Here is a 19,642-nt window from a genome sequence, read left to right as displayed (position 1 = left end):
GGATAAACTATGGTTTTAAAAATGGTGCAAAAATTAATGACGCTGAATGATTGCTATAAAGCAGGAAAAACGATTGCAGTCAAAGGACTGATGGTTCATAGCACCGCTTGCCCAGGTATTTTTGCAGCGGATTGGTTTAGCCGATGGAACAAACCTAGTCTTTCCCCAGGTAAATGTGTGCATGGGTTTTTAGATGCAAATGAATTTTATCAGTATTTACCTTGGAATTGGCGGGGATGGCATGGTGGTGGATCCTCTAATGACACTCACATTGGCATCGAATGGTGCGAGCCGAAAGACCTAAACGACAAGGATTATTTCGCAAAGGTTTGGGCGAATGGAGTTGAACTCTATGCTATGCTATGCAAAATGTTTAATCTTACCGAAAAAAATATTATCTCGCATAAAGAGGGATGGGGGCTTGGGGTTGCCAGCAACCACGGTGACCCTGACCACTGGTGGAAATTGCACGGTAAGACGATGGATATGTTTAGAGCGGATGTTGCAAATGCTTTAAAAGTAACCACAGCCAAAAACGGCTGGAAAAAAGAAAATGAAAAATGGTACTTTTACCAAGACGGCACGAAAAAAACGGGATGGGTAAAAGATAAAGAATGTTGGTACTTCCTTGATATGTTCGGAGTCATGGTGACTGGATGGGCTAAAATCAACAGCAAGTGGTATTATCTCAATCCAAACGGTGACATGCGCATTGGCTGGTTGCAGGATAAAGGCAAGTGGTATTACCTTAAAGCTGATGGCTCCATGGCCACAGGCACCATCGAGGATAAAGGAAAACTATATTACTTGCAATCTGACGGCAGCATGGCCGAGAATACTAGGATTAATGTAACGCTTAATGTTGATAAGAGCGGAGCATTAAAGCCTTAAGCAAAAGCCCCTTCTCGATTGAGATGGGGCTTTTATCTATTATTCTTTTTGCTCTTCTTCCAAGAACTTTTTCAATCTATACTTTGCCATTTCTAATGCTTGTTCAGGTGTGCTTCCGTGACAATTATAAACCGACATTTGTCCATTTGATGCCATTGCGTTATAAGTATCACCGTGATCCCACACTCGATATCTTACCTTTCCTCGCCTAAAATACCAGAACCAATCCCAAAACCTGTTTATCCACATCATTTATATCACCTCTCTTTCTCCATACAATATTCGGCATATTTCCACACATTACCTATTCAACTTTATGACTAATTTATGACAAAATAAAAAGCCCATTTAGGGCTAAAAAGGTAAATTATCATTCATCGTTCTGTTCAATTCTTCTCGCTCTAGGACCTTCACCAACTCCGTGATGTCCTGGTCACCTTCCACAATTACTTTTTCTAACTGTGCCCGATAAGACAAATCCTTCTTAATTTCCTTCCAGAATTGTAATGCCGCATATTCTGGCTTGCGACCCCTCAGCTGAAATGCTCCTTTTTTGTATCCTCTACTGGCAGCATAATAATGTATCTCGATGATTACGGTCATATCCTTCCTCCTTTTTATAAATTTATATTTCAATGTTAATGTAGTTTCCTAACGACGTATATACATATCTTGGTAACTGTCGTAAAATATCTATATATTAACCTTAAGGGAGGGTATTTGTTTGAAAAAGTTAAAAATTATTTTCCTAGCTTTGATTGTAAGTTTTTCTTTTAGTTTTATGGCTAGTGCAGAAGATGAAGTTATTAAACCAACTGATGCATTCGTATTTAAGCTGGACGAACCTACAGTAACACCTACTGGTGTAAAACTAAGTTGGACCATCTATTATAACAAATGGAAAATATACTGGTTAACCCAGTACAGAATTTATGTCAACGGGATTCCTATTTACAAGGATGGGGAGTTAACCGGTTCTGTTACGAAAGATAATTTCGAAGTGATCGGGCTTTTACCGGGTCGTGAATATGAAATAGAAGTCGTTCCGTATGGCAGCCACGGGGTTTGGAAAGCAAGCGAAAAAGTTAATGTTAAAACAGTCAATAAAAAGGGTTGGGTACAAAGTGACGGTGATTGGTTTTATAACGATCCTACGTCCGGTGCATATAAAAAAGGTTGGTTATTAGACAGCAGTAAATGGTATTACCTGAAAGATAAGTTTAAACCATATTATGAAAAACAAAATATGGGCACCATGGTTTCCAATACCTGGGAGCAGGTCAGTAAAAAATGGTATTACTTTAATAAAAGCGGGGCAATGGTAACTGGATGGATGGAATATACGGATAGCCGCGGGAAAAAGTGGTACTACCTTAACCCGAATGGTGACATGAAAACGGGTTGGTTGTACTGGAACCGTAACTGGTATTACTTAGAATCTTACGGCGGCATGGCAACCGGATGGAAGCTTGTTAATGACAAATGGTTTTATTCGTACCCTGATGGGAGAATGGCCGCTAATACTACGATACAAGGCTATAAGTTAAACGCCAGTGGGGCGTGGGTACATTAAGCGGAGGTGCTACGATGCAAGAAATACTTAGTAATGAGACTATCTCAATAACAATAAAACGACGTAAGGACAGCGTGACCCGGGGAGCGGCTAAGTTCTTTGCGCTACTGTTCGGAGGGCTGGGAATGTTTATTTCAGGACTGCTCTTTCTTACAATAATCGGGATATTCCCAGCGATTGGGTTGTTCTTTACGTCGCTAGGTTTAATTTACGTCGCACAGGGGAAAGAACAGGTAGCCTGCCCGCACTGTAAAAAGAAGCAGCCAGTGCTAAAATCATCCGAAAATTTTACCTGCCCTAAGTGCCAAAAGCTTACAGTGATAAATTGGGCGTAACCTTGTGTTACTAATTAATACTTATATAGTAATTAGTAATAACTACTACTATATATAATAAATAATAATATTTTATATATTTATTATAATAATATATATGGTGTTTCTTTTCTTAAGGGGGTTTTGTTTTACTGAAAGCTGTTTACCTAAATTACATTCATCTAGATACCCCTACCTAAAAAATAATTAATTATATATTTTTTTTTTTTTTAATGTGTGAATTTAACACTGAGAATTTACAATAGTTGTTACAATTTCGTTACAAAATGATATGTATAAGCATAAAACATTGTACGCCTGCATATGCTATCAGTGAAAGCGAAGACTCGCTGAGAGCTCTATAGCACCCTTATACGCATATATAAAACAGCATGTCATTAAGCCTTCCAGCTATACCCTGGAGGGCTTTTTTATTTTTCTACCCATATTTCTTCTAAAGGCCTTTTTAACTCTTTACATATTCTATACACCACTTCAAACGATGGTAAGTTTTTTCCGTTCACAATAAGACTTAATGTAGAGTTAGTGACTCCTATTTTTTCTGCAAATTTACGCTGCGTAAAACGTTGATCCTTTATTTTTTCCTCTGCCAGGATTACCTTTAGTCGGCATTCAAATTCCATCCTTATCACCCGTTTATCTATTTCTATTAGAATACCCTAATTCCTTTAATGTTTCGATGAATCGAAAAAAATTTCGATGGACAAGGAATATCGAACAAGCAGCTGGTCATATCTATTTATCAAGCAGGTAAGAATTACTTCTCAATCTTTACTGGATAGGAAGGAGGTAGGATGTATTGCCTATCATGCACCCAGCTTTATGCCTGAATACAGACGACCCTGATCAAAAAGAATTATACGAATTTATCACTCGGTTGCCAAATGGGAAGAAACGAAACACCAGCGCCTTTCTAAAGACGCTTGTTGACCGTGAGTACCAGAAGAAAAAAGAGCAGTATTTAGCCGAAAAATCCAAATTTGAACAAGAAAAAGAGACGCCAAAAGCGCCTCAAGTAATTAAATCCAGTGGAGGAATTAAATATTTAGGAAAGCATATTGACCAAAATGCCGATGGTAGCACCAGCAACAGCTCCGATTAAAAAGAACATGCAATCAGCTCCTTAGAAAGTTTGTTACTTCTATTATGGCCAAAGGAAATTAATTTATTCAGGAGGGGACGAAAATGGCAAAAATCCAAACGATTGATTTTAAACGCTTCGTAAAAAACGAAAAAATTTCTACCGATGAAGTAATAAAAATGCTGGAGGATAAAAAGTTTATGAAAGTTGTTGCAATCGGCGGGGGGCTGATGCTCTGTTTGGTTCCGAAATCAGCTTTTGCTGCAACAAAGGTAACCGCTGATCAAACTTTCGGAAACCTATGGGAAGCGGTAATGAATATCGTGGATTGGATTGTTGTCGGGGTATTTGTGTTCGGCGGGGTAGCCTGGATGTTTGGTCATCGACCTAAGGCACTGGAATTAGTCATAGGAGGTTCAGCAGGGTATATCCTAGCACGTCATGCGATTGATATTAGGGATTTCTTAAAAAAATTGTAGGGGGGTAAAAAATGAATTTAAAAATTAACGGAGTAACAGAAGAAATAAAAAATTGCATAGGTCATTTAAATAGTACTGATCAAATAACCGAAGCTGCATGTAAAGCCTGGAGTGCCGAGTATCACTGGTGGATTGACATGTTTAGCTATTTCACAGATTTATTTTAAGGAGGTTTAAATATGGGGACTAAAACGATAATTATGTTAGGTCTGGTCGCTTATCGTATGTATGCTAAAAACAAACCGATTAAATCAGTAAACTTTAACGCGTTCCTTCAAAAAGGAGGGAAGAAAAATGAAATTTCGTTTATCAAGTGAGTATGGTGAGATGGCTGAAATTAGAAACGGAATACCTCATCACGGAATAGACTTGGCAATGCCATCAGGCACAGAACTAAGAAGTGTGATGGACGGAGTAGTAGAAAATGTTGTGGATTTTGGAACCAAGAACCTTGGTAAAGGTGTCTTTATCCGAAACGAAGATGGTACTCTTTCCATTTATGGCCATATGTCGGATATAAAAGTAAAAATAGGTGAGCATCTGCATTCAGGAGATTCAATTGGTTTGTCAGGAAACACAGGGAATTCGACAGGCGCTCACCTGCATTATGGCATGAAAGATGTTACCGGCAATTGGGTGGACCCTACTCCAGTAGCTGAAAATGTTTCTAATATGTCTGGCAGCGGATTTCACTTTAGTGATATTGGTCATTTTCTCTTAGACAAATACAATAAATTTTCAGACAAAGTTATTGGTGCCGAAATGAACGCTGTAGGGATTCCCACAAAAGAAACGTTTCAGGAAACATTACAGCTCTGGTTAACGAATATAGGGCACACCATTACGGACTTAATGCCAGAGATTGGGACCGGAATCACAATTGCAGCTGGGATAGCGATTATGTTTACTGGTAATTTTCCTAAATATTTCACACGCTGGGGATTCGCAATGATGGGGGTGATTTCGTGGTTAATTTTAGGAAAATAAAATCAATTAAGGTATCTGAGTATTTTTCTTACCAAAAAAATTCCATGGTTACTTATAGAATCATCCCCCATATGTCGGTTACAAATAATAGTAATTCGAAGATGTGGAGAGTGCTCCATAAAATGTATGAAGTTTATAACAAAATACCTTCTAGAATTAGTCGGAAGGGTTTTAAATTTACCTATCGAGAAAAAGATACCATTTGGTTCGACGTTATCTTTAAACAGGAAAACAATGAAAAACGTGTTGAGTTCTACGTAAGTACCTCAGAAATTTGGGCGAAAAAGTTCCGGGAAATTCTAGAGAATTACATGAAAGTAACAGTCGAGGAAGTAGAAATAAAAGCTTTAGAAGTTCCCAGCAGTAGTAATGCAGTCCTTCAAGAAATCAGGCTTTCTCGGCATGACATATTTTCACTTAGAGTTAACGCTACAGAGCAAACCACACCAATCGCGTCACTATTAACCGCACTTGATGATATTGCTATGGATGGAGACTTTGCCCGGTTATCTGTATGTGCGGAAACGTACGACCGTAAACAATGGGCCCAGAATAGTCACTGGGCCCATGAAAAAATACAAAAGGGGATTGTTCCTGTTCGTTCCAGGATTACAGCTGGTAAAATTCAAACGGTTTTAAAACGCAGTATATCCACTATTGCAAATGAGGTATACGACGTTCTAAATGATACGATGAACGCTCTTTCTAACACATTCTTTAAGAGTGATAAACCTTTCGAAAAAAAGAAACTTATCGATAAGAAGGCTGCATTGATTGATGAACTTAATTCCAGTAAGCCTAGCACAAAATCAACTGATAAAATAAATGAACCTGTATGGAAGACCAGGATCCGAGTAGCAGCCTTAACGGAAAATAAACTACGTGCGGATCTCATAGCCACTACCATTAGCAGTGCTTTCGCAGAAATAGCTGGGGACAACGAGTTATTGCCTTATAAGATTCGAACAAAAAGAAGGAGGCAAGAAATTATTCAGGAATTAAATACATTGCACTTGTCTAAAACAACCAAGGCTGATGGTGACGTGTCTCTTTTATCCTGTGACGAAATGGCAAAGGTAGCAATTCAAATGCCAACTTCGGTTATCCAGCAACGATATGAAAACGAGTTAGCTGTTAATAAAAAAGTGGAGACAGATATATCTTCTATCTTTATCCACAAACCTACCACAGAGCATGTGGTCATTGAGGGTATTAAGATTAGCATCGGCAGCAATAACATCAAAATTAACAATAAGCCATTAAAATCACGTAAGACAATAAGTAAAAGCGTCCTGGTTGGTCACGCTGAATTCAAAGGAGAAGAATATCCAATAGGTATTCCTTTAGACAATCCAGAAGAGACATATAAAGGCTACGTTGCAATGGGCGGAATGGGTAGCGGTAAAGATACATTTATTCAGAACTTTGTTACTGAAGCATCTTTAAATCATGATATTAGTTTTATTATTATTGACCAGGTCAACAAAGATGGGCTACAGGGTATGGCGAACGGGATTCGTGATAGCCTTCCGCCTGAACGCATTATCGATATTGATTTATCCGATGAAAACTATTTACCGCCGCTGGATCTAACTGAGGTCATGGAGAAGATAGGTCGTAAAGGTGCTGACCGTTTTGCAAATGAATTAATCGACTTTTTCGGCGATGTGGAATCGATGGGCCAAAGTCGGAAAATACTAAGGGCTTTTGCCCAGGCATCAAACGGCAGTTTATACAATATAAAAATGTTGCTGGAGGATGAGTCATTTAGAGAATCTACAGCAAAAAGGTTGAGAGCAGAAGGCAAGCCAAGAATTGCAGAAGAGATAGGTAAATACTTAAGTCAATATGAATTAGTTGAGAAGAAGGATAAACAGGGTAACGTCACGTCATCAGAAATGAAATGTACGAAGGATGGCCAAAAAGCAATTGACGGAAAAGCAAGTGCTATATTAAACCGTTTAGACGAATTTATGGGGGATTCAACTTTATTTGAAATATTTGCCCAGCCTCCTAAAAAGGAAATGAACCTGGAGCAGTGGATGAAAGAAGGGAAGGTCGTTATTTTTAGGGTGCCTGACAGAATTCTTTCCACTGTGGCTGTAAGAACGCTAGTACATTGGATTACATTAAAAGTATTAATGACTCGTATGTTGATGACGGTCGCTGATCAAGGCAATGGGGCGTTTATCGTTTACAACGAGCCACAGACGTATCTTTCTGAGAACACAGGTCTAGCTAAACTTTTATCTAGGATTGCGGTACAGGGACGTAAAGAGAGGTTGGGGAGTATCTTTGCCTGCCATCACTTAGGCCAGCTAAAAGAAATCTCTGAGGATCTAATTTCCGGCGGAGTAAATTGGCTGCTGTTTAAAAATGACAATGAAAACACCTTTAAGAAATTGGAGACACAGCTGCAGCCGATCTCCATCGGGAATGCCATGAACATCCCAAATACAAAGACGACCAGGCATGCCATCTGCATCTTAAATTTTGGAGGCGAACGAAAGCCAGCATTTATGGTCAGGATGCTAAAACCTTCGTATGAAAGGTACCAGCCTTATGACAATTCTTTTATTACGAAACGACACTCAAGATTATATGGAAGGCATTTCGAGGAGATCGAGAAGATACTCGAAACAGCGTAATAAGGCTCCTAGTCGCACAGACTAAGAGCCTTTCCCGGTAAAGGGAGGATGATGCTGCATGAAACACGTAGTCATCGAAATGAGAAAAGGTGAGCCGGTTGTCGTCAGCTGTCCGAAAAAGATTCAAGTGATTATCAGGAAACCGAAAAAGAGGTCATTTAAAAAGCGGATCAAGACGATGGCTTATCGAGTAAAAATATTTTTAGGCGTCCAGTGATGGGCGTTTTTTGTTGATACAACAAGGTTTGTACTTATTGTATTTATAAAACGTTACCGGTTGGCCCGGTGAATATGATTAATCCATGTGCGTGTTTTAGAAGTGCTAGCAGTTTTCGTGTCATTGCAGGGAATAATGAGAGCTGATGAAAAGGAATCTGTTCTTGTTGAGGTAAAAGCCTAATCACAAGGCTTTCTCTGTTGTTTGATGGGAGTGTTGAAAGTCTAAGACCCATTAATTGTCCGTCTACTTCACAAAAAATCGCGCCGCTTTGCGGGCGTCTTCTCTCTCCGATATCCATATTTGCTGTGAATTTAAAATGTGAGATTAATCTGTCGCATTCATCCTTAGGAAGGGATAGCCGGGGAATAAGTTTGTTGGTTAGACGAATTTGGACGAGTGTGTCTTTCTTCCTTGGGACGATATGAATATCTGTCGCTTGGTTCCGTGCCGCATCAGTAACAATCCGATTTGCTAAAATTTCAATCGCACTAACAATGAGTAACACCACCTTTTTAATTTGTCCCTGCATATATTCGACAACCTTCCACCTTTTCCTTCTATAAATTTAAAATTTTTTTATTTTTTTTGACAAATGGGTGTCAGGTACTATGTGAAAATTTCACATGGTGCCTGACACCTTATTCCTTATATTGCCTTTTCTGTTAAATAAAAGAGCCCTCCGTTAACGAAGGATATGTTTATCTTTGGTTCGTACTGTTCTTGGAGCGCTTTTTTTTCTGTTGCATAGCTCTCATTTTCTTCTTCGACGTCTTCATAAAAATGATCTAAAAGCCGCAAATCTTGTTCCCAGCGCATTCTTGCTTCCTCGGCCCAGGAGTGTTCTTCGCCTTCAATTACCGATCGAAGATAATTTTCAATTCTCGACATCCCGCTTTTTGGCTTTACAAGCGGGGATAGTGTAAAGGAATAATCCGGTATTTTTGGTGTCAGCGTAATTTGCTCCAGGCGGTCGTGGAAGTTTTCGACCATTTGTCCATTAATCAGCTGAAGGCCGATGGACTTAAAAACATCCCGCTTGCGGTCACATTGATATGAAATTTTCACATTCATGCACAGCCATGGCAGCAAAGGGGTTTGGCTATTATGATACTGATGGTTTTCATAAAGACGAATGTACCGGGATAAACTTTTTGTCGAATCAAAAATTTGATGCAGCCTTGGTGATCCAAAATGAATGATTTCACCCTTTAATTTCTCGGGGGCTGCCTCCTTATTGGTAATAAAGGTTAGGCTCATCGGATTCGGAATCCCGCCCGTTTTCTCTAAATAATGCCAGTAAAAAGGGCGGTTCATCAGTTCTTTATCAAGTTCAATGGTCAACTGCACTGTTAAATATCCCGGATGGTTTTCAAGGATTGGGCATTCATTTGCCTGAAAATAGTTTAAAAGAAAATTATGAATTTCCCGCTGCTGCATGTGAATCTCCTTTCTTCATTCCTTCCGCAAACTCAATCATGGATGATAAGTTTTCCATTTTGATTCTCATCTCGCCTTCTGACGCGGATTGTCCGAAAATATCGATTAAATGATCCTCGATATTCCCGAATTCAAGCTTTGTTAAGATATCGTCGAGTTCGCCGACGATCCGCTCAAATAATTCAATTTTTTCATAAAGAAGCTTTAAGATATGTTCTTCGACCGTATTTCTAATCGCGAAATTATAGATCATGACGTCCTTTTCCTGGCCGAGTCGATGAATCCGTCCAATCCTCTGTTCAAGTCGCATCGGATTCCACGGTAAATCAAAGTTAATAATATGGTTGCAAAATTGCAGGTTAATTCCTTCCCCGCCTGCTTCAGTTGCAATGAGAACCTGGGCATGCTTTTGGAATAATTCCCGCATCCAATCCTTTTTGCCGCGCTTAAACCCGCCGCGGAAGGGGACGGAGGAAATACCATGCTGCTTTAAAAACCATTGCAGATACATCTGCGTGGCGCGATATTCAGTGAAAATAATCACTTTATCATCAACCTTCTGAATCAACTCAAGAGCCTTTTCTGCCTTCGAATTCTGCCCGACGGCTTCAACTTTTTTAATCAGGTATTGGATTTGATTCTCAAAGGCTGGTGTCGGATTCTCTTTCTTCTGGAGCATATTCTTAAGTGTATAAAAAACAGCTTCCCTGCTGCTGCAGGCTTCACGCTGCAAGGTCATTACCGAGAAAGAGCTGGCCTGCACCCAATCCCCCTCGCTTTTAAGGGCAGTTACCGATTCATATAAATCCCTCTCAGCTGCTGAAAACTCAATTGGAATGGTTTCGACATGCCTTTTTGTCCATTCAATTCCCGTATCGGCACGACGATTTCGAATCATGACTTTGTTCACTAATTCCTTTAAATGTTCATCATCATTTAACGACCTGGCATCGCGTTTATATTTTTCATAAAAGCTAGTCTCACTGCCTAAATGTCCCGGTTTTAACAGTGAAACCAAGTTAAAAATTTCTTCGATTCGATTTTGAATCGGTGTTGCCGTTAATAATAAACAAAATTTCTTTTTTAGGTTTTGGACAAATTCATAGTTTTTCGTTTTATTATTTTTCAGCTTATGGGCTTCATCAATAATAATTAGATCATAATCTTGCTTGTAAATGATTTCCCTGTGAGGATTTCGCTTGGCTGTATCGATGGAGGAAACAACAATATCACACTGTTCCCAAACATAGCTTTTTCTTTGTGTAATCGCTGGTATAAAAAACTTGCTGTTTAATTCAATCGCCCATTGTGTAACTAAAGAGGCAGGGACGAGAATTAACACTTTTTTCACTAGTCCGCGAATCATGTATTCTTTTAGAATCAACCCAGCCTCAATTGTCTTTCCTAGTCCAACCTCATCAGCTAGAATGGCTTTGCCATTCATGTTTTCAATTACCTGTTTTGCCGTTTCAAGCTGGTGGGGGAGCGGGGTTAAATTAGACAAATGACTAGGCGCCATTAAGCCCTCGAACTCCGGGATGACAAGATGGTTTTCGACCCCGATTGCTAGTTTAAAAAGCTCCCAATTTCCCCATGGACCATCATTCTCAATCCTATGTAAAAAATCATCCTGCCAAGAGGAATCAAATTCAATTTGAACCGACATAGTTTCATCTCCAATTCCTACAAAATATATTGCCCAAGTATTGGTTTAATGGTAGGATGATATTAGCTTTGAAAGTTTAAAATATTGTAATAAAGTAATTTAATTTAGAAGTACAATTAGTATGACCAAATTGGATAATATTATAAATGCGAATGACAACAAGGGGAGAGACTACCTTTGTAGCGCCGAAGGAGCAAGCAGATGATGTGAATCTCTCAGGCAAAAGAACTCTTGTTTGACGCAGCTCTGGAGAGCGCTCACCGTTGATGTGAGCCACCAAAGGGGAAAGCCGTTTTAGGTAAACTTTCAGGTGCAAGGACAGAGACCTTCTTATGTTTCAAGGGAGGTTTCTGTCCTTTTTTGTCTGTGCCATTTTGGTTTTATCAGCTATTTCAAGTATCGAATGATTAAAGGGGGATTTATCGTGACTGAATTAAAACGTACTCCGCTTTTTGAAGTGTATAAGGAATACGGTGGAAAAACGATTGATTTCGGAGGCTGGGAGCTGCCAGTTCAATTCACAAGCATAAAGGAAGAACATGAAGCCGTTCGTACTCGTGCAGGCTTATTCGACGTATCCCATATGGGAGAAGTAGATGTAAAAGGCCCTGACAGCTTAAGCTACTTGCAAAAAATGATGACCAATGACATATCCAAAATAAAAAATGGCGGGGCTCAATACACCGCGATGTGCTATGAAAACGGCGGTACAGTTGACGATCTGCTTGTTTATAAAATGGAAGACAACCATTATCTGCTTGTTGTAAACGCATCCAATGTTGAAAAGGATTACAAATGGATGGAAGAGCATTTAGAAGGTGATGTCAGCATTGAAAACCTGTCAGAGAAAACGGCTCAACTCGCTCTTCAAGGACCACTTGCCGAAAAAATATTACAAAAACTAACTGACAGCAATTTAAGTGAAATCGGCTTTTTCAAATTTCAACAAGGTGTGAACATAAACGGGAAAAAGACACTCGTATCAAGGACGGGTTATACCGGTGAGGATGGCTTTGAGGTTTATTGTGATGCAAGTGATGTTGTTGAACTTTGGAGAGCAATTTTAACCGCAGGGGAAGACGAAGGCATCGTGCCTGTAGGGTTGGGAGCTCGCGACACGCTAAGATTTGAAGCAAATTTAGCCCTTTACGGACAGGAACTTTCACCAGAAATTTCTCCGCTTGAAGCTGGGATTGGCTTTGCGGTGAAATTGAATAAAGAAGCTGATTTTATTGGGAAAGAAGCACTAAAACAGCAAAAGGAAAATGGTTTATCGAGAAAATTAGTTGGAATCGAAATGATTGACCGCGGAATTCCACGTCATGGTTACCCTGTTTATAAAGATGATGAGCTGATTGGTGAAGTGACAACTGGTACGCAGCCACCTACATCAAAGAGAAATATTGGTCTTGTACTCATTAATACTGAATTTGCCGGACTTGATACTGAGGTTGAAGTTGAAATTCGCGGCAAACGTTTAAAAGCAGCAGTAGTTGCAACACCTTTTTATAAAAGAGAAAAGAAATAGCAGAAGGGAGTTAGATTTATGAAACATCGCTATTTACCTATGACTGAACAAGACAAGAAGGCTATGCTTGAAACGATTGGTGTTTCTTCAATTGATGAACTGTTTAGCGATATCCCTGAGAAAGTAAGATTTAAGGGTGAGTATAATATTAAAGCGGCGAAGTCCGAAACGGCGTTAATGAAGGAACTTTTTATGTTAGCGGACCGCAATGCCGACCTTAAAAGGAATGTTTCTTTTCTAGGTGCCGGTGTTTATGACCATTACATGCCTGTCATCGTTGATCATGTTATCTCTCGTTCTGAGTTTTATACAGCTTATACACCGTATCAGCCGGAAATTTCTCAAGGCGAACTGCAAGCGATTTTTGAATTCCAAACGATGATTTGCGAATTAACGGGAATGGATGTAGCAAACTCCTCGATGTATGACGGAGGAACAGCACTTGCTGAAGCAGCGATGTTAAGTGCAGGCCATACGAAACGGAAAACCATTCTCGTTTCAAGTGCCGTTCATCCTGAGTATCGTGACGTTCTTAAAACATATGCCAAAGGACAGTATCTAGAAGTAGTGGAAGTGCCTGTAAAAGATGGCGTAACAGATGTTGAAGTATTAAAAGAATTAGTGAATGATAATGTGGCAGCGGTTATTGTTCAATATCCGAACTTCTTTGGCAGAATCGAGCCGTTAAAAGAAGTAGAAGAAATCACTCATGCAAGTAAGGGGTTGTTTGTTGTCAACAGCAATCCGTTATCCCTAGGGCTGTTAACACCTCCGGGCAAATTTGGGGCAGATATTGTTATTGGCGATGCTCAAGTCTTTGGAATCCCAACTGCATTTGGCGGGCCGCACTGCGGGTATTTTGCTGTCACGAATAAATTAATGAGAAAAGTTCCAGGCCGTCTTGTTGGACAAACCGTAGACGATCAAGGCCGCCGCGGATTTGTGTTAACACTCCAAGCGCGTGAGCAGCATATCCGCCGTGAAAAAGCGACATCAAATATCTGCTCTAATCAAGCGCTAAACGCTCTTGCTGCCTCTGTAGCGATGACAGCCCTTGGTAAAAAAGGTGTCCGCGAAATGGCTGCCGCTAATTTACAGAAGGCACACTATGCAAAAACTGCTTTTAAAGAAGCCGGTTTTGAAGTCGTTTATGATGGCCATTCCTTTAATGAATTTGTCGTTAAATTAAACAAACCAGTGAAGGAAATAAATCAGCAACTGTTACAAAAAGGAATTATCGGCGGCTATGATTTAGGACGTGACTATTCAGAGCTTGCTAACCATATGCTGATTGCAGTAACGGAACAAAGGACGAAGGAAGAAATCGATACTTTCGTGAAAGAATTGGGGGATTTGCATGCATAATCATGATCAAGCACTCATTTTTGAATCTAGTACACCGGGCCGAATTGGTTACAGTCTCCCTGAAATGGATGTACAAGAATTAGATGTGGTCAGCCTTCTTCCGGAGGGGTATTTACGGGAAGAGGAAGCTGAGCTTCCAGAGGTTTCTGAACTTGATATCATGCGTCACTATACTGCTCTTTCAAAGAGAAACCATGGCCTGGACTCAGGTTTTTATCCATTAGGCTCTTGTACAATGAAATATAATCCAAAAATTAATGAAAATGTTGCTCGTTATAACGGCTTTGCCCATGTACATCCGCTCCAGGACGAAAGCTCTGTCCAAGGTGCGCTCGGGCTATTATACGATTTGCAGGAGCATTTAATTGAAATAACCGGCATGGATGAAGTGACATTACAGTCAGCAGCAGGTGCGCACGGAGAATGGACCGGATTAATGCTAATCCGTGCCTATCATGAGGCAAACGGTGATTTGAAGCGAACGAAGGTAATCGTTCCTGATTCCGCCCATGGCACGAACCCGGCATCTGCGACCATCGCAGGGTTTGATACCATTACGGTAAAATCAACCGATCAAGGTCTTGTTGACCTTGAGGATTTAAGAAGGGTTGTCGGGGAAGATACGGCCGCCCTTATGCTTACAAACCCAAATACACTTGGACTATTTGAAGAGGAAATTCTAGAAATCGCTGAAATCGTTCACCAAGCAGGCGGAAAGGTTTATTATGATGGAGCGAACCTGAACGCCGTTCTTTCAAAAGCTAGACCTGGTGACATGGGCTTTGACGTGGTTCACTTAAATCTTCATAAAACCTTTACTGGCCCTCACGGAGGCGGCGGTCCCGGTTCGGGTCCGGTTGGAGTCAAGGCAGACTTAATTCCATTCCTGCCGAAGCCAATTATTTCGAAGCGCGGTGAAGAGTTTGTGCTTGATTATGACCGCCCGCAATCGATTGGCCGTGTGAAGCCATTCTACGGCAACTTTGGCATCAATGTTCGTGCCTACACTTACATCCGTTCCATGGGTCCTGACGGCTTAAAAGCGGTAACGGAATATGCGGTATTAAACGCTAACTACATGATGAGAAGACTGGCGGAGCATTATGATCTGCCATTTGATAAACATTGTAAGCATGAATTCGTCCTTAGTGGAAAACGCCAGAAAAAATTAGGTGTGCGCACATTGGATATTGCGAAGCGCCTGCTTGATTTCGGCTACCATCCGCCAACCATTTACTTTCCATTAAACGTGGAAGAATGTATCATGATTGAGCCGACAGAAACAGAATCAAAGGAAACACTTGATTCTTTCGTCGATATTATGATTCAAATCGCTAAAGAAGCGGAAGAGAATCCTGAAATCGTTCAAGAGGCACCACATACGACGGTTGTCGGCCGTTTGGATGAAACGATGGCAGCACGTAAGCCAATTTTAAAATATCAAAAGAATTAAAAAGGATTGAGTCAGATTCGGATAGTGAATCTGACTCTTTTTTTCATTCTTAAAGGTGATTATTATTTTTTTTCATTCTTAGGTAAATAATAAAAATAAGACAAGGAGGGCAAAAAATGGCGGATTCAAACCATATTCCATTGACAGCATCTGAATTAGGAAACCTTTGGATGACCTATCAGGACAAAACGATGCTCATGAGGGTGCTCGAACATTTACTTGAACATGTTGAAGACCAAGAAATTCAACAACTATTACAATCAAGTTATGATTTTTCGAAACAAGCCGTAGAAACAATAAGCACTATTTTTGAGGAAGAGGGAGCAGTAGTCCCTATTGGCTTTACTGAAAATGATGTCTATAAAAATAAGCCTAAATTATTTGGTTATCTTTATGATTTAATGTTTTTACAAATGATAGATAAAATTGGTATAAGTCTTTTTGCTCTCTACTCAACCATGTCTTTCCGAAAAGATATCAGAAATTTCTTTATGCAATTGACTGATAACGCTCAAGAGGAATTAGATAAGGCGACACAAATTCTATTGGAAAAGGGGGTTCTTGTCCGTTCGCCAGCTGTGTCAATGCCAAAAGAGGTTACATTTGTTCAAGATAAAGATTATTTATCAGGTTTTAACATGTTAAATAAGACAAGATCTTTAAATACAATTGAAGTTTCACTGATCCATCATGCGATTGAGACAAACTTAGTGGGCTTGCAATTAATGATTGGCTTCGCCCAGGTTGCAAAAGATAAACAGGTGAAAGAATATTTTGTTAAAGGCATGAAATTATCAATGAAAATTGAAACCACTTTAGGTGAATTTTTACGGCAGGATTTTATTGAACCACCGGCTACACCAAATGGAAAAGCCACCGACTCCACTGTTGCCCCATTTTCAGATAAGTTGATGATGTATATCACCAATTTGTTAAGCACTTTTGGTCTTGGGAGTAATGCACTCGGGGGGGCATTTAGCTTACGAAGTGATTTACCAATGACAATGGCTCGGATTGCATTAGACATTTTCTCTTTTGCCAAAAAAGGCGGGGAAATCATGATTAAAAACGGATGGATGGAGGAGCCGCCGCAAATCGAAGATCGACGAAAACTGACTAGTTCATAAAGATGGGAATTAACGTATAAGAGGATGTTTCAAAAGGATCAAACCTTTTTGAGACATCCTCTTTTGATGTTATTTTTTCACTTTTACTTTGCCAGACCACTTCTTGAACCCGCCTTGCAGCTGGGTTAGGTCTCTATAGCCCTTTTTGTGTAGAAATTGTGCTGCACGTGCGCTGCGCATGCCGCTTTGACAATACAAGTAAACAGGCATATCCTGGCGAATTTCCTTCATACGCATTTTCATCTGGGACATTGGGATATTACGTGCCCCTAAAATATGGCCGCCATCGAATTCGTTTGCTTCACGAACATCTATTAGTTGTGCCTTTCTGTATCCGGCACGGAACTCTTCTTCGGTTACCGTTTTAACAATCCTCTTCTGATAGAAATAGGTAAAAACGGAATAGATGATTACTGCTGCGATGATGATTAATAAGACATAAAGTGAATTCAACTTCTTTTTGCTCCCTTCAAGCTTTCTTGCACTAGTTTTAATTATATAATTCATTGCAATAAAGATAAAGATGAATAGGAAAAATCTTTTCATTTTTGCCTAATTTAATTATAGCAGAAACATCTCATTTTGAATTCCTATCAGATTTTGGTAGACTAAAACTCGAAGTGATAATAAAAAAATGAGGTTTTTAAATGAATAACGAAGTTTGGCGATTTATCGATTCGGGTAATAGTTCACCATCTTTTAATATGGCTTTAGACGAAGCGTTGCTTGATTGGCATAGCGAGGGAGTATTCCCGCCGGTGATCCGCTTCTATGGCTGGAACCCTCCAACCTTATCTGTAGGCTATTTTCAAAACGTGGAAAAAGAAATTGATATGGAGGCAGTAAAGGCACATGGGCTGGGGTTTGTCCGAAGACCTACCGGCGGGCGTGGAGTCCTTCATGAACATGAGCTTACATATAGTGTGATTGTGTCAGAAGCACATCCGGAAATGCCTAAGACCGTTACTGAAGCATACCGGGTCATTTCGGAAGGAATATTAAAAGGTTTTCACCATTTAGGACTTGAGGCATATTTTGCGGTTCCAAAAACCCCGGAAGAACGGGATGCGTTGAAAAATCCGCGCTCCGCTGTCTGCTTTGATGCCCCGAGCTGGTATGAGTTAGTCGTCGAAGGCCGTAAGGTAGCAGGAAGTGCACAGACGCGGCAAAAGGGTGTTATTCTGCAGCACGGCTCGATTCTATTGGATTTAGACGAAGATAAGCTTTTCAGTCTATTTAAATATTCTAATGACCGGGTAAAGGAACGAATGAAGAAGGCCTTTAAGGATAAGGCGGTGGCCATCAATGCGATTAGTCCGCGAAGGATTTCACTCGAGGAAGCAAAAGATGCTTTTTATAAGGGGTTCGCTGAAGGGTTGAATATTGAACTTGAACCGTATCAACTTACGGAAGAAGAACTGGCCTACGTTCAAAAGTTAGCGAGTGAGCGTTATGAAAGTGATGAATGGAATTTTAAACGGTAATTTCAGAAAGCGGCGAATGCCGCTTTTTGCTTTATTACTTATTTTAAGAAGAGGCAAGGTGCGAAATTTGTTAAAATTTCCTGTTTTATGGTGAAAACCATTTGAATCCTTTAATTTCCTCCATAATCTAGTTTTTTTTAAGTTTGACAAAATAATAGTTATTTGCCTTAACTACAATATATAGTGGTGTCGAAAATATTTTCGGTACTATATATTGATTTAAGGTCTTTCTCTATGTTACCCTAATGGATATTAAGACAACAAGATAAGGCATAACTTACTAGAATCTAAAACATGGTAGAGAAATTAATCGAAGGAGTTGTTCTCATGTCTGTAGTTTTTAGACAAAAAATGAATATTGATTTTGAAAGGTTGAATGAGGATATCCGCCTTTTCCCTCAAGTGCACCCGGTAACCCCAGATATGAAAATAACTCACAAGGGTGTTTCACGTTTGGTCATGTTAGACCGTTACACCTTTAAAGACACAGCAAAAATTACCCTCACGAATGGCGATTTTGTTGTTCTAACAATTAAAGAGGATCCCAAATTTCCAGCCCGCGGCCTTGGTACCATCATGGAAATTGATTGGGAGAGGAAAAAAGCAAAGGTTTTGGTGGATGAGGAATTCAGGGGTGTACTCGATGATCCCGAGGAAACAAGTACAGGACTTATTTGGAGGTCACTGGATATCATTGAAAAGCCGTTAGAGCTTTTCTACGAGCAAATAGCCAAACGGAATGCCAAAGGTCTGGCTTCGGTGGAAGAAACGGAAGAGAAGCGCATTGAGTGGTTCGATAAGTTTTATCAAGAGCTTGTGTCCATGAATTTTATTCCAGCGGGGCGCGTTTTGTATGGCGCTGGGGCAAATACCGACGTCACATTTTTTAATTGTTACGTGATGCCGTTCGTTCCGGACTCACGTGAAGGCATTTCAGATCACCGGAAGCAGGTAATGGAGATCATGAGCCGCGGCGGCGGTGTCGGCACGAATGGATCGACTTTGAGACCTAGAAACACCTTGGCTAGAGGCGTAAATGGAAAATCATCTGGATCGGTTTCATGGCTGGATGATATTGCGAAATTGACGCATTTGGTTGAGCAGGGTGGATCCCGTTAACTAGCTCCAAACGGCGGGATTAAAATCTCGTGAATTGCTGGAACACCCTTAGAGCCTTATCAACCACAACGTGACTGGCAACGGTGGGCGTGAAGGTTTGAAAATGATAAGGATTGGGCAATCAGCAGCGAAGCATCTTTGGAAACGAAGATGAACGTTCAACGACTATTGAAATTTCCTACGGTATCCACTATGGAAAGAGTAAACTGTTATTCTGGTAACGGAATTTCAGGGCACGAGACAAAGATT

General features: G+C 40.2%; 22 protein-coding genes, 1 pseudogene and 1 riboswitch. Of the genes and pseudogenes, 16 read left to right on the top strand and 7 right to left on the bottom strand.

Annotated features, from left to right (window positions below):
• Positions 1-9 precede the first annotated feature (9 nt).
• Positions 10-891: a peptidoglycan recognition protein family protein gene (locus ACIQCO_RS18400; protein WP_400430963.1), complete on the top strand. Its 882-nt coding sequence runs from the start codon at positions 10-12 to the stop codon at positions 889-891.
• A gap of 39 nt (positions 892-930) precedes the next feature.
• Here the strand turns inward: ACIQCO_RS18400 and ACIQCO_RS18395 are convergent, their stop codons facing one another.
• Both ACIQCO_RS18395 and ACIQCO_RS18390 read right to left on the bottom strand, forming a co-directional pair.
• Complete coding sequence (locus ACIQCO_RS18395) at positions 931-1,143, bottom strand: hypothetical protein (RefSeq protein WP_400430960.1); 213 nt, start codon at positions 1,141-1,143, stop codon at positions 931-933.
• A 102-nt stretch (positions 1,144-1,245) separates the two neighbouring features.
• Positions 1,246-1,494 (bottom strand): hypothetical protein, encoded by a 249-nt coding sequence (locus ACIQCO_RS18390; RefSeq protein ID WP_400430957.1) that lies wholly within the window; start codon positions 1,492-1,494, stop codon positions 1,246-1,248.
• Between the two features lie 121 nt (positions 1,495-1,615).
• Between ACIQCO_RS18390 and ACIQCO_RS18385 the strand changes: the two genes are divergently transcribed.
• Positions 1,616-2,464, top strand: a complete 849-nt coding sequence (locus ACIQCO_RS18385; protein ID WP_400430955.1) for a hypothetical protein — start codon at positions 1,616-1,618, stop codon at positions 2,462-2,464.
• Between the two features lie 125 nt (positions 2,465-2,589).
• A complete protein-coding gene (locus ACIQCO_RS18380; protein WP_400430952.1) occupies positions 2,590-2,799 on the top strand; it encodes a transposase zinc-binding domain-containing protein in 210 nt (69 codons plus the stop codon).
• Between the two features lie 410 nt (positions 2,800-3,209).
• Here the strand turns inward: ACIQCO_RS18380 and ACIQCO_RS18375 are convergent, their stop codons facing one another.
• Entirely contained in the window at positions 3,210-3,422 is a 213-nt protein-coding gene (locus tag ACIQCO_RS18375) for a helix-turn-helix transcriptional regulator (protein WP_400430949.1), read from the bottom strand.
• A 176-nt stretch (positions 3,423-3,598) separates the two neighbouring features.
• Here ACIQCO_RS18375 and ACIQCO_RS18370 point away from each other — a divergent pair, with 176 nt between their 5' ends.
• The 7 genes from ACIQCO_RS18370 to ACIQCO_RS18340 all read left to right on the top strand — a co-directional run bounded on the left by ACIQCO_RS18370 (position 3,599) and on the right by ACIQCO_RS18340 (position 8,211).
• Complete coding sequence (locus ACIQCO_RS18370) at positions 3,599-3,901, top strand: hypothetical protein (protein WP_400430946.1); 303 nt, start codon at positions 3,599-3,601, stop codon at positions 3,899-3,901.
• 83 nt (positions 3,902-3,984) lie between these two features.
• On the top strand, positions 3,985-4,359 hold the full coding sequence (locus ACIQCO_RS18365) for a glycosyltransferase (protein ID WP_400430943.1): 375 nt from the start codon (positions 3,985-3,987) through the stop codon (positions 4,357-4,359).
• A gap of 11 nt (positions 4,360-4,370) precedes the next feature.
• Positions 4,371-4,526, top strand: coding sequence for a hypothetical protein (locus ACIQCO_RS18360; protein ID WP_400430940.1), 156 nt, complete (start codon positions 4,371-4,373; stop codon positions 4,524-4,526).
• 12 nt (positions 4,527-4,538) lie between these two features.
• Positions 4,539-4,676: a hypothetical protein gene (locus ACIQCO_RS18355; RefSeq protein ID WP_400430937.1), complete on the top strand. Its 138-nt coding sequence runs from the start codon at positions 4,539-4,541 to the stop codon at positions 4,674-4,676.
• Positions 4,654-5,346 (top strand): M23 family metallopeptidase, encoded by a 693-nt coding sequence (locus tag ACIQCO_RS18350; RefSeq protein WP_400430934.1) that lies wholly within the window; start codon positions 4,654-4,656, stop codon positions 5,344-5,346. Before ACIQCO_RS18355 ends, ACIQCO_RS18350 begins: the two co-directional genes overlap by 23 nt.
• Before the next feature lie 44 nt (positions 5,347-5,390).
• A complete protein-coding gene (locus tag ACIQCO_RS18345; protein ID WP_400430931.1) occupies positions 5,391-7,994 on the top strand; it encodes an ATP-binding protein in 2,604 nt (867 codons plus the stop codon).
• Between the two features lie 58 nt (positions 7,995-8,052).
• Positions 8,053-8,211 (top strand): hypothetical protein, encoded by a 159-nt coding sequence (locus ACIQCO_RS18340; RefSeq protein ID WP_400430928.1) that lies wholly within the window; start codon positions 8,053-8,055, stop codon positions 8,209-8,211.
• A 43-nt stretch (positions 8,212-8,254) separates the two neighbouring features.
• On the opposite strand, the gene ACIQCO_RS18335 is transcribed toward ACIQCO_RS18340, so the two are convergent.
• The 3 genes from ACIQCO_RS18335 to ACIQCO_RS18325 all read right to left on the bottom strand — a co-directional run bounded on the left by ACIQCO_RS18335 (position 8,255) and on the right by ACIQCO_RS18325 (position 11,317).
• The gene (locus ACIQCO_RS18335; RefSeq protein WP_400430925.1) at positions 8,255-8,743 is read right to left on the bottom strand and encodes an ATPase, T2SS/T4P/T4SS family; all 489 of its coding nucleotides are present in this window, start codon (positions 8,741-8,743) and stop codon (positions 8,255-8,257) included.
• Positions 8,744-8,859: 116 nt separating this feature from the next.
• The gene (locus ACIQCO_RS18330) at positions 8,860-9,651 is read right to left on the bottom strand and encodes a YqhG family protein (RefSeq protein ID WP_400430922.1); all 792 of its coding nucleotides are present in this window, start codon (positions 9,649-9,651) and stop codon (positions 8,860-8,862) included.
• Positions 9,629-11,317 carry a DEAD/DEAH box helicase gene (locus ACIQCO_RS18325; RefSeq protein WP_400430918.1) on the bottom strand — a complete coding sequence of 563 codons (1,689 nt, stop codon included), beginning with the start codon at positions 11,315-11,317 and terminating at the stop codon, positions 9,629-9,631. The genes ACIQCO_RS18330 and ACIQCO_RS18325 overlap by 23 nt, the downstream gene beginning before the upstream one ends.
• A 152-nt stretch (positions 11,318-11,469) precedes the next feature.
• Positions 11,470-11,558, top strand: a riboswitch (glycine riboswitch).
• Positions 11,559-11,741: 183 nt separating this feature from the next.
• Here ACIQCO_RS18325 and gcvT point away from each other — a divergent pair.
• The 4 genes from gcvT (at position 11,742) to ACIQCO_RS18305 (ending at position 16,790) form a co-directional block, all read left to right on the top strand.
• Positions 11,742-12,845, top strand: coding sequence for a glycine cleavage system aminomethyltransferase GcvT (gcvT, locus tag ACIQCO_RS18320; protein WP_400430915.1), 1,104 nt, complete (start codon positions 11,742-11,744; stop codon positions 12,843-12,845).
• Between the two features lie 18 nt (positions 12,846-12,863).
• Positions 12,864-14,210 carry an aminomethyl-transferring glycine dehydrogenase subunit GcvPA gene (gene gcvPA, locus ACIQCO_RS18315; RefSeq protein WP_400430913.1) on the top strand — a complete coding sequence of 449 codons (1,347 nt, stop codon included), beginning with the start codon at positions 12,864-12,866 and terminating at the stop codon, positions 14,208-14,210.
• Positions 14,203-15,663: an aminomethyl-transferring glycine dehydrogenase subunit GcvPB gene (gcvPB, locus tag ACIQCO_RS18310; RefSeq protein ID WP_400430911.1), complete on the top strand. Its 1,461-nt coding sequence runs from the start codon at positions 14,203-14,205 to the stop codon at positions 15,661-15,663. The genes gcvPA and gcvPB overlap by 8 nt, the downstream gene beginning before the upstream one ends.
• Positions 15,664-15,779: 116 nt before the next feature.
• Positions 15,780-16,790, top strand: a complete 1,011-nt coding sequence (locus ACIQCO_RS18305; protein WP_400430909.1) for a DUF3231 family protein — start codon at positions 15,780-15,782, stop codon at positions 16,788-16,790.
• Positions 16,791-16,859: 69 nt separating this feature from the next.
• Here the strand turns inward: ACIQCO_RS18305 and ACIQCO_RS18300 are convergent, their stop codons facing one another.
• On the bottom strand, positions 16,860-17,297 hold the full coding sequence (locus ACIQCO_RS18300; RefSeq protein ID WP_400430907.1) for a rhodanese-like domain-containing protein: 438 nt from the start codon (positions 17,295-17,297) through the stop codon (positions 16,860-16,862).
• A gap of 140 nt (positions 17,298-17,437) precedes the next feature.
• Between ACIQCO_RS18300 and ACIQCO_RS18295 the strand changes: the two genes are divergently transcribed.
• Together ACIQCO_RS18295 and ACIQCO_RS18290 are read left to right on the top strand one after the other, a co-directional pair.
• A complete protein-coding gene (locus ACIQCO_RS18295; RefSeq protein ID WP_400430905.1) occupies positions 17,438-18,274 on the top strand; it encodes a lipoate--protein ligase family protein in 837 nt (278 codons plus the stop codon).
• A 327-nt stretch (positions 18,275-18,601) separates the two neighbouring features.
• Positions 18,602-19,390 (top strand): annotated as a pseudogene (locus ACIQCO_RS18290) (ribonucleotide reductase N-terminal alpha domain-containing protein); the annotation flags it as partial.
• Positions 19,391-19,642: the final 252 nt, after the last annotated feature.

The organism is Neobacillus sp. NPDC093127, assembly GCF_044754175.1.
Lineage (GTDB): Bacteria > Bacillota > Bacilli > Bacillales > Cytobacillaceae > Neobacillus.
This window is presented reverse-complemented; position numbering and strand designations above follow the sequence as displayed.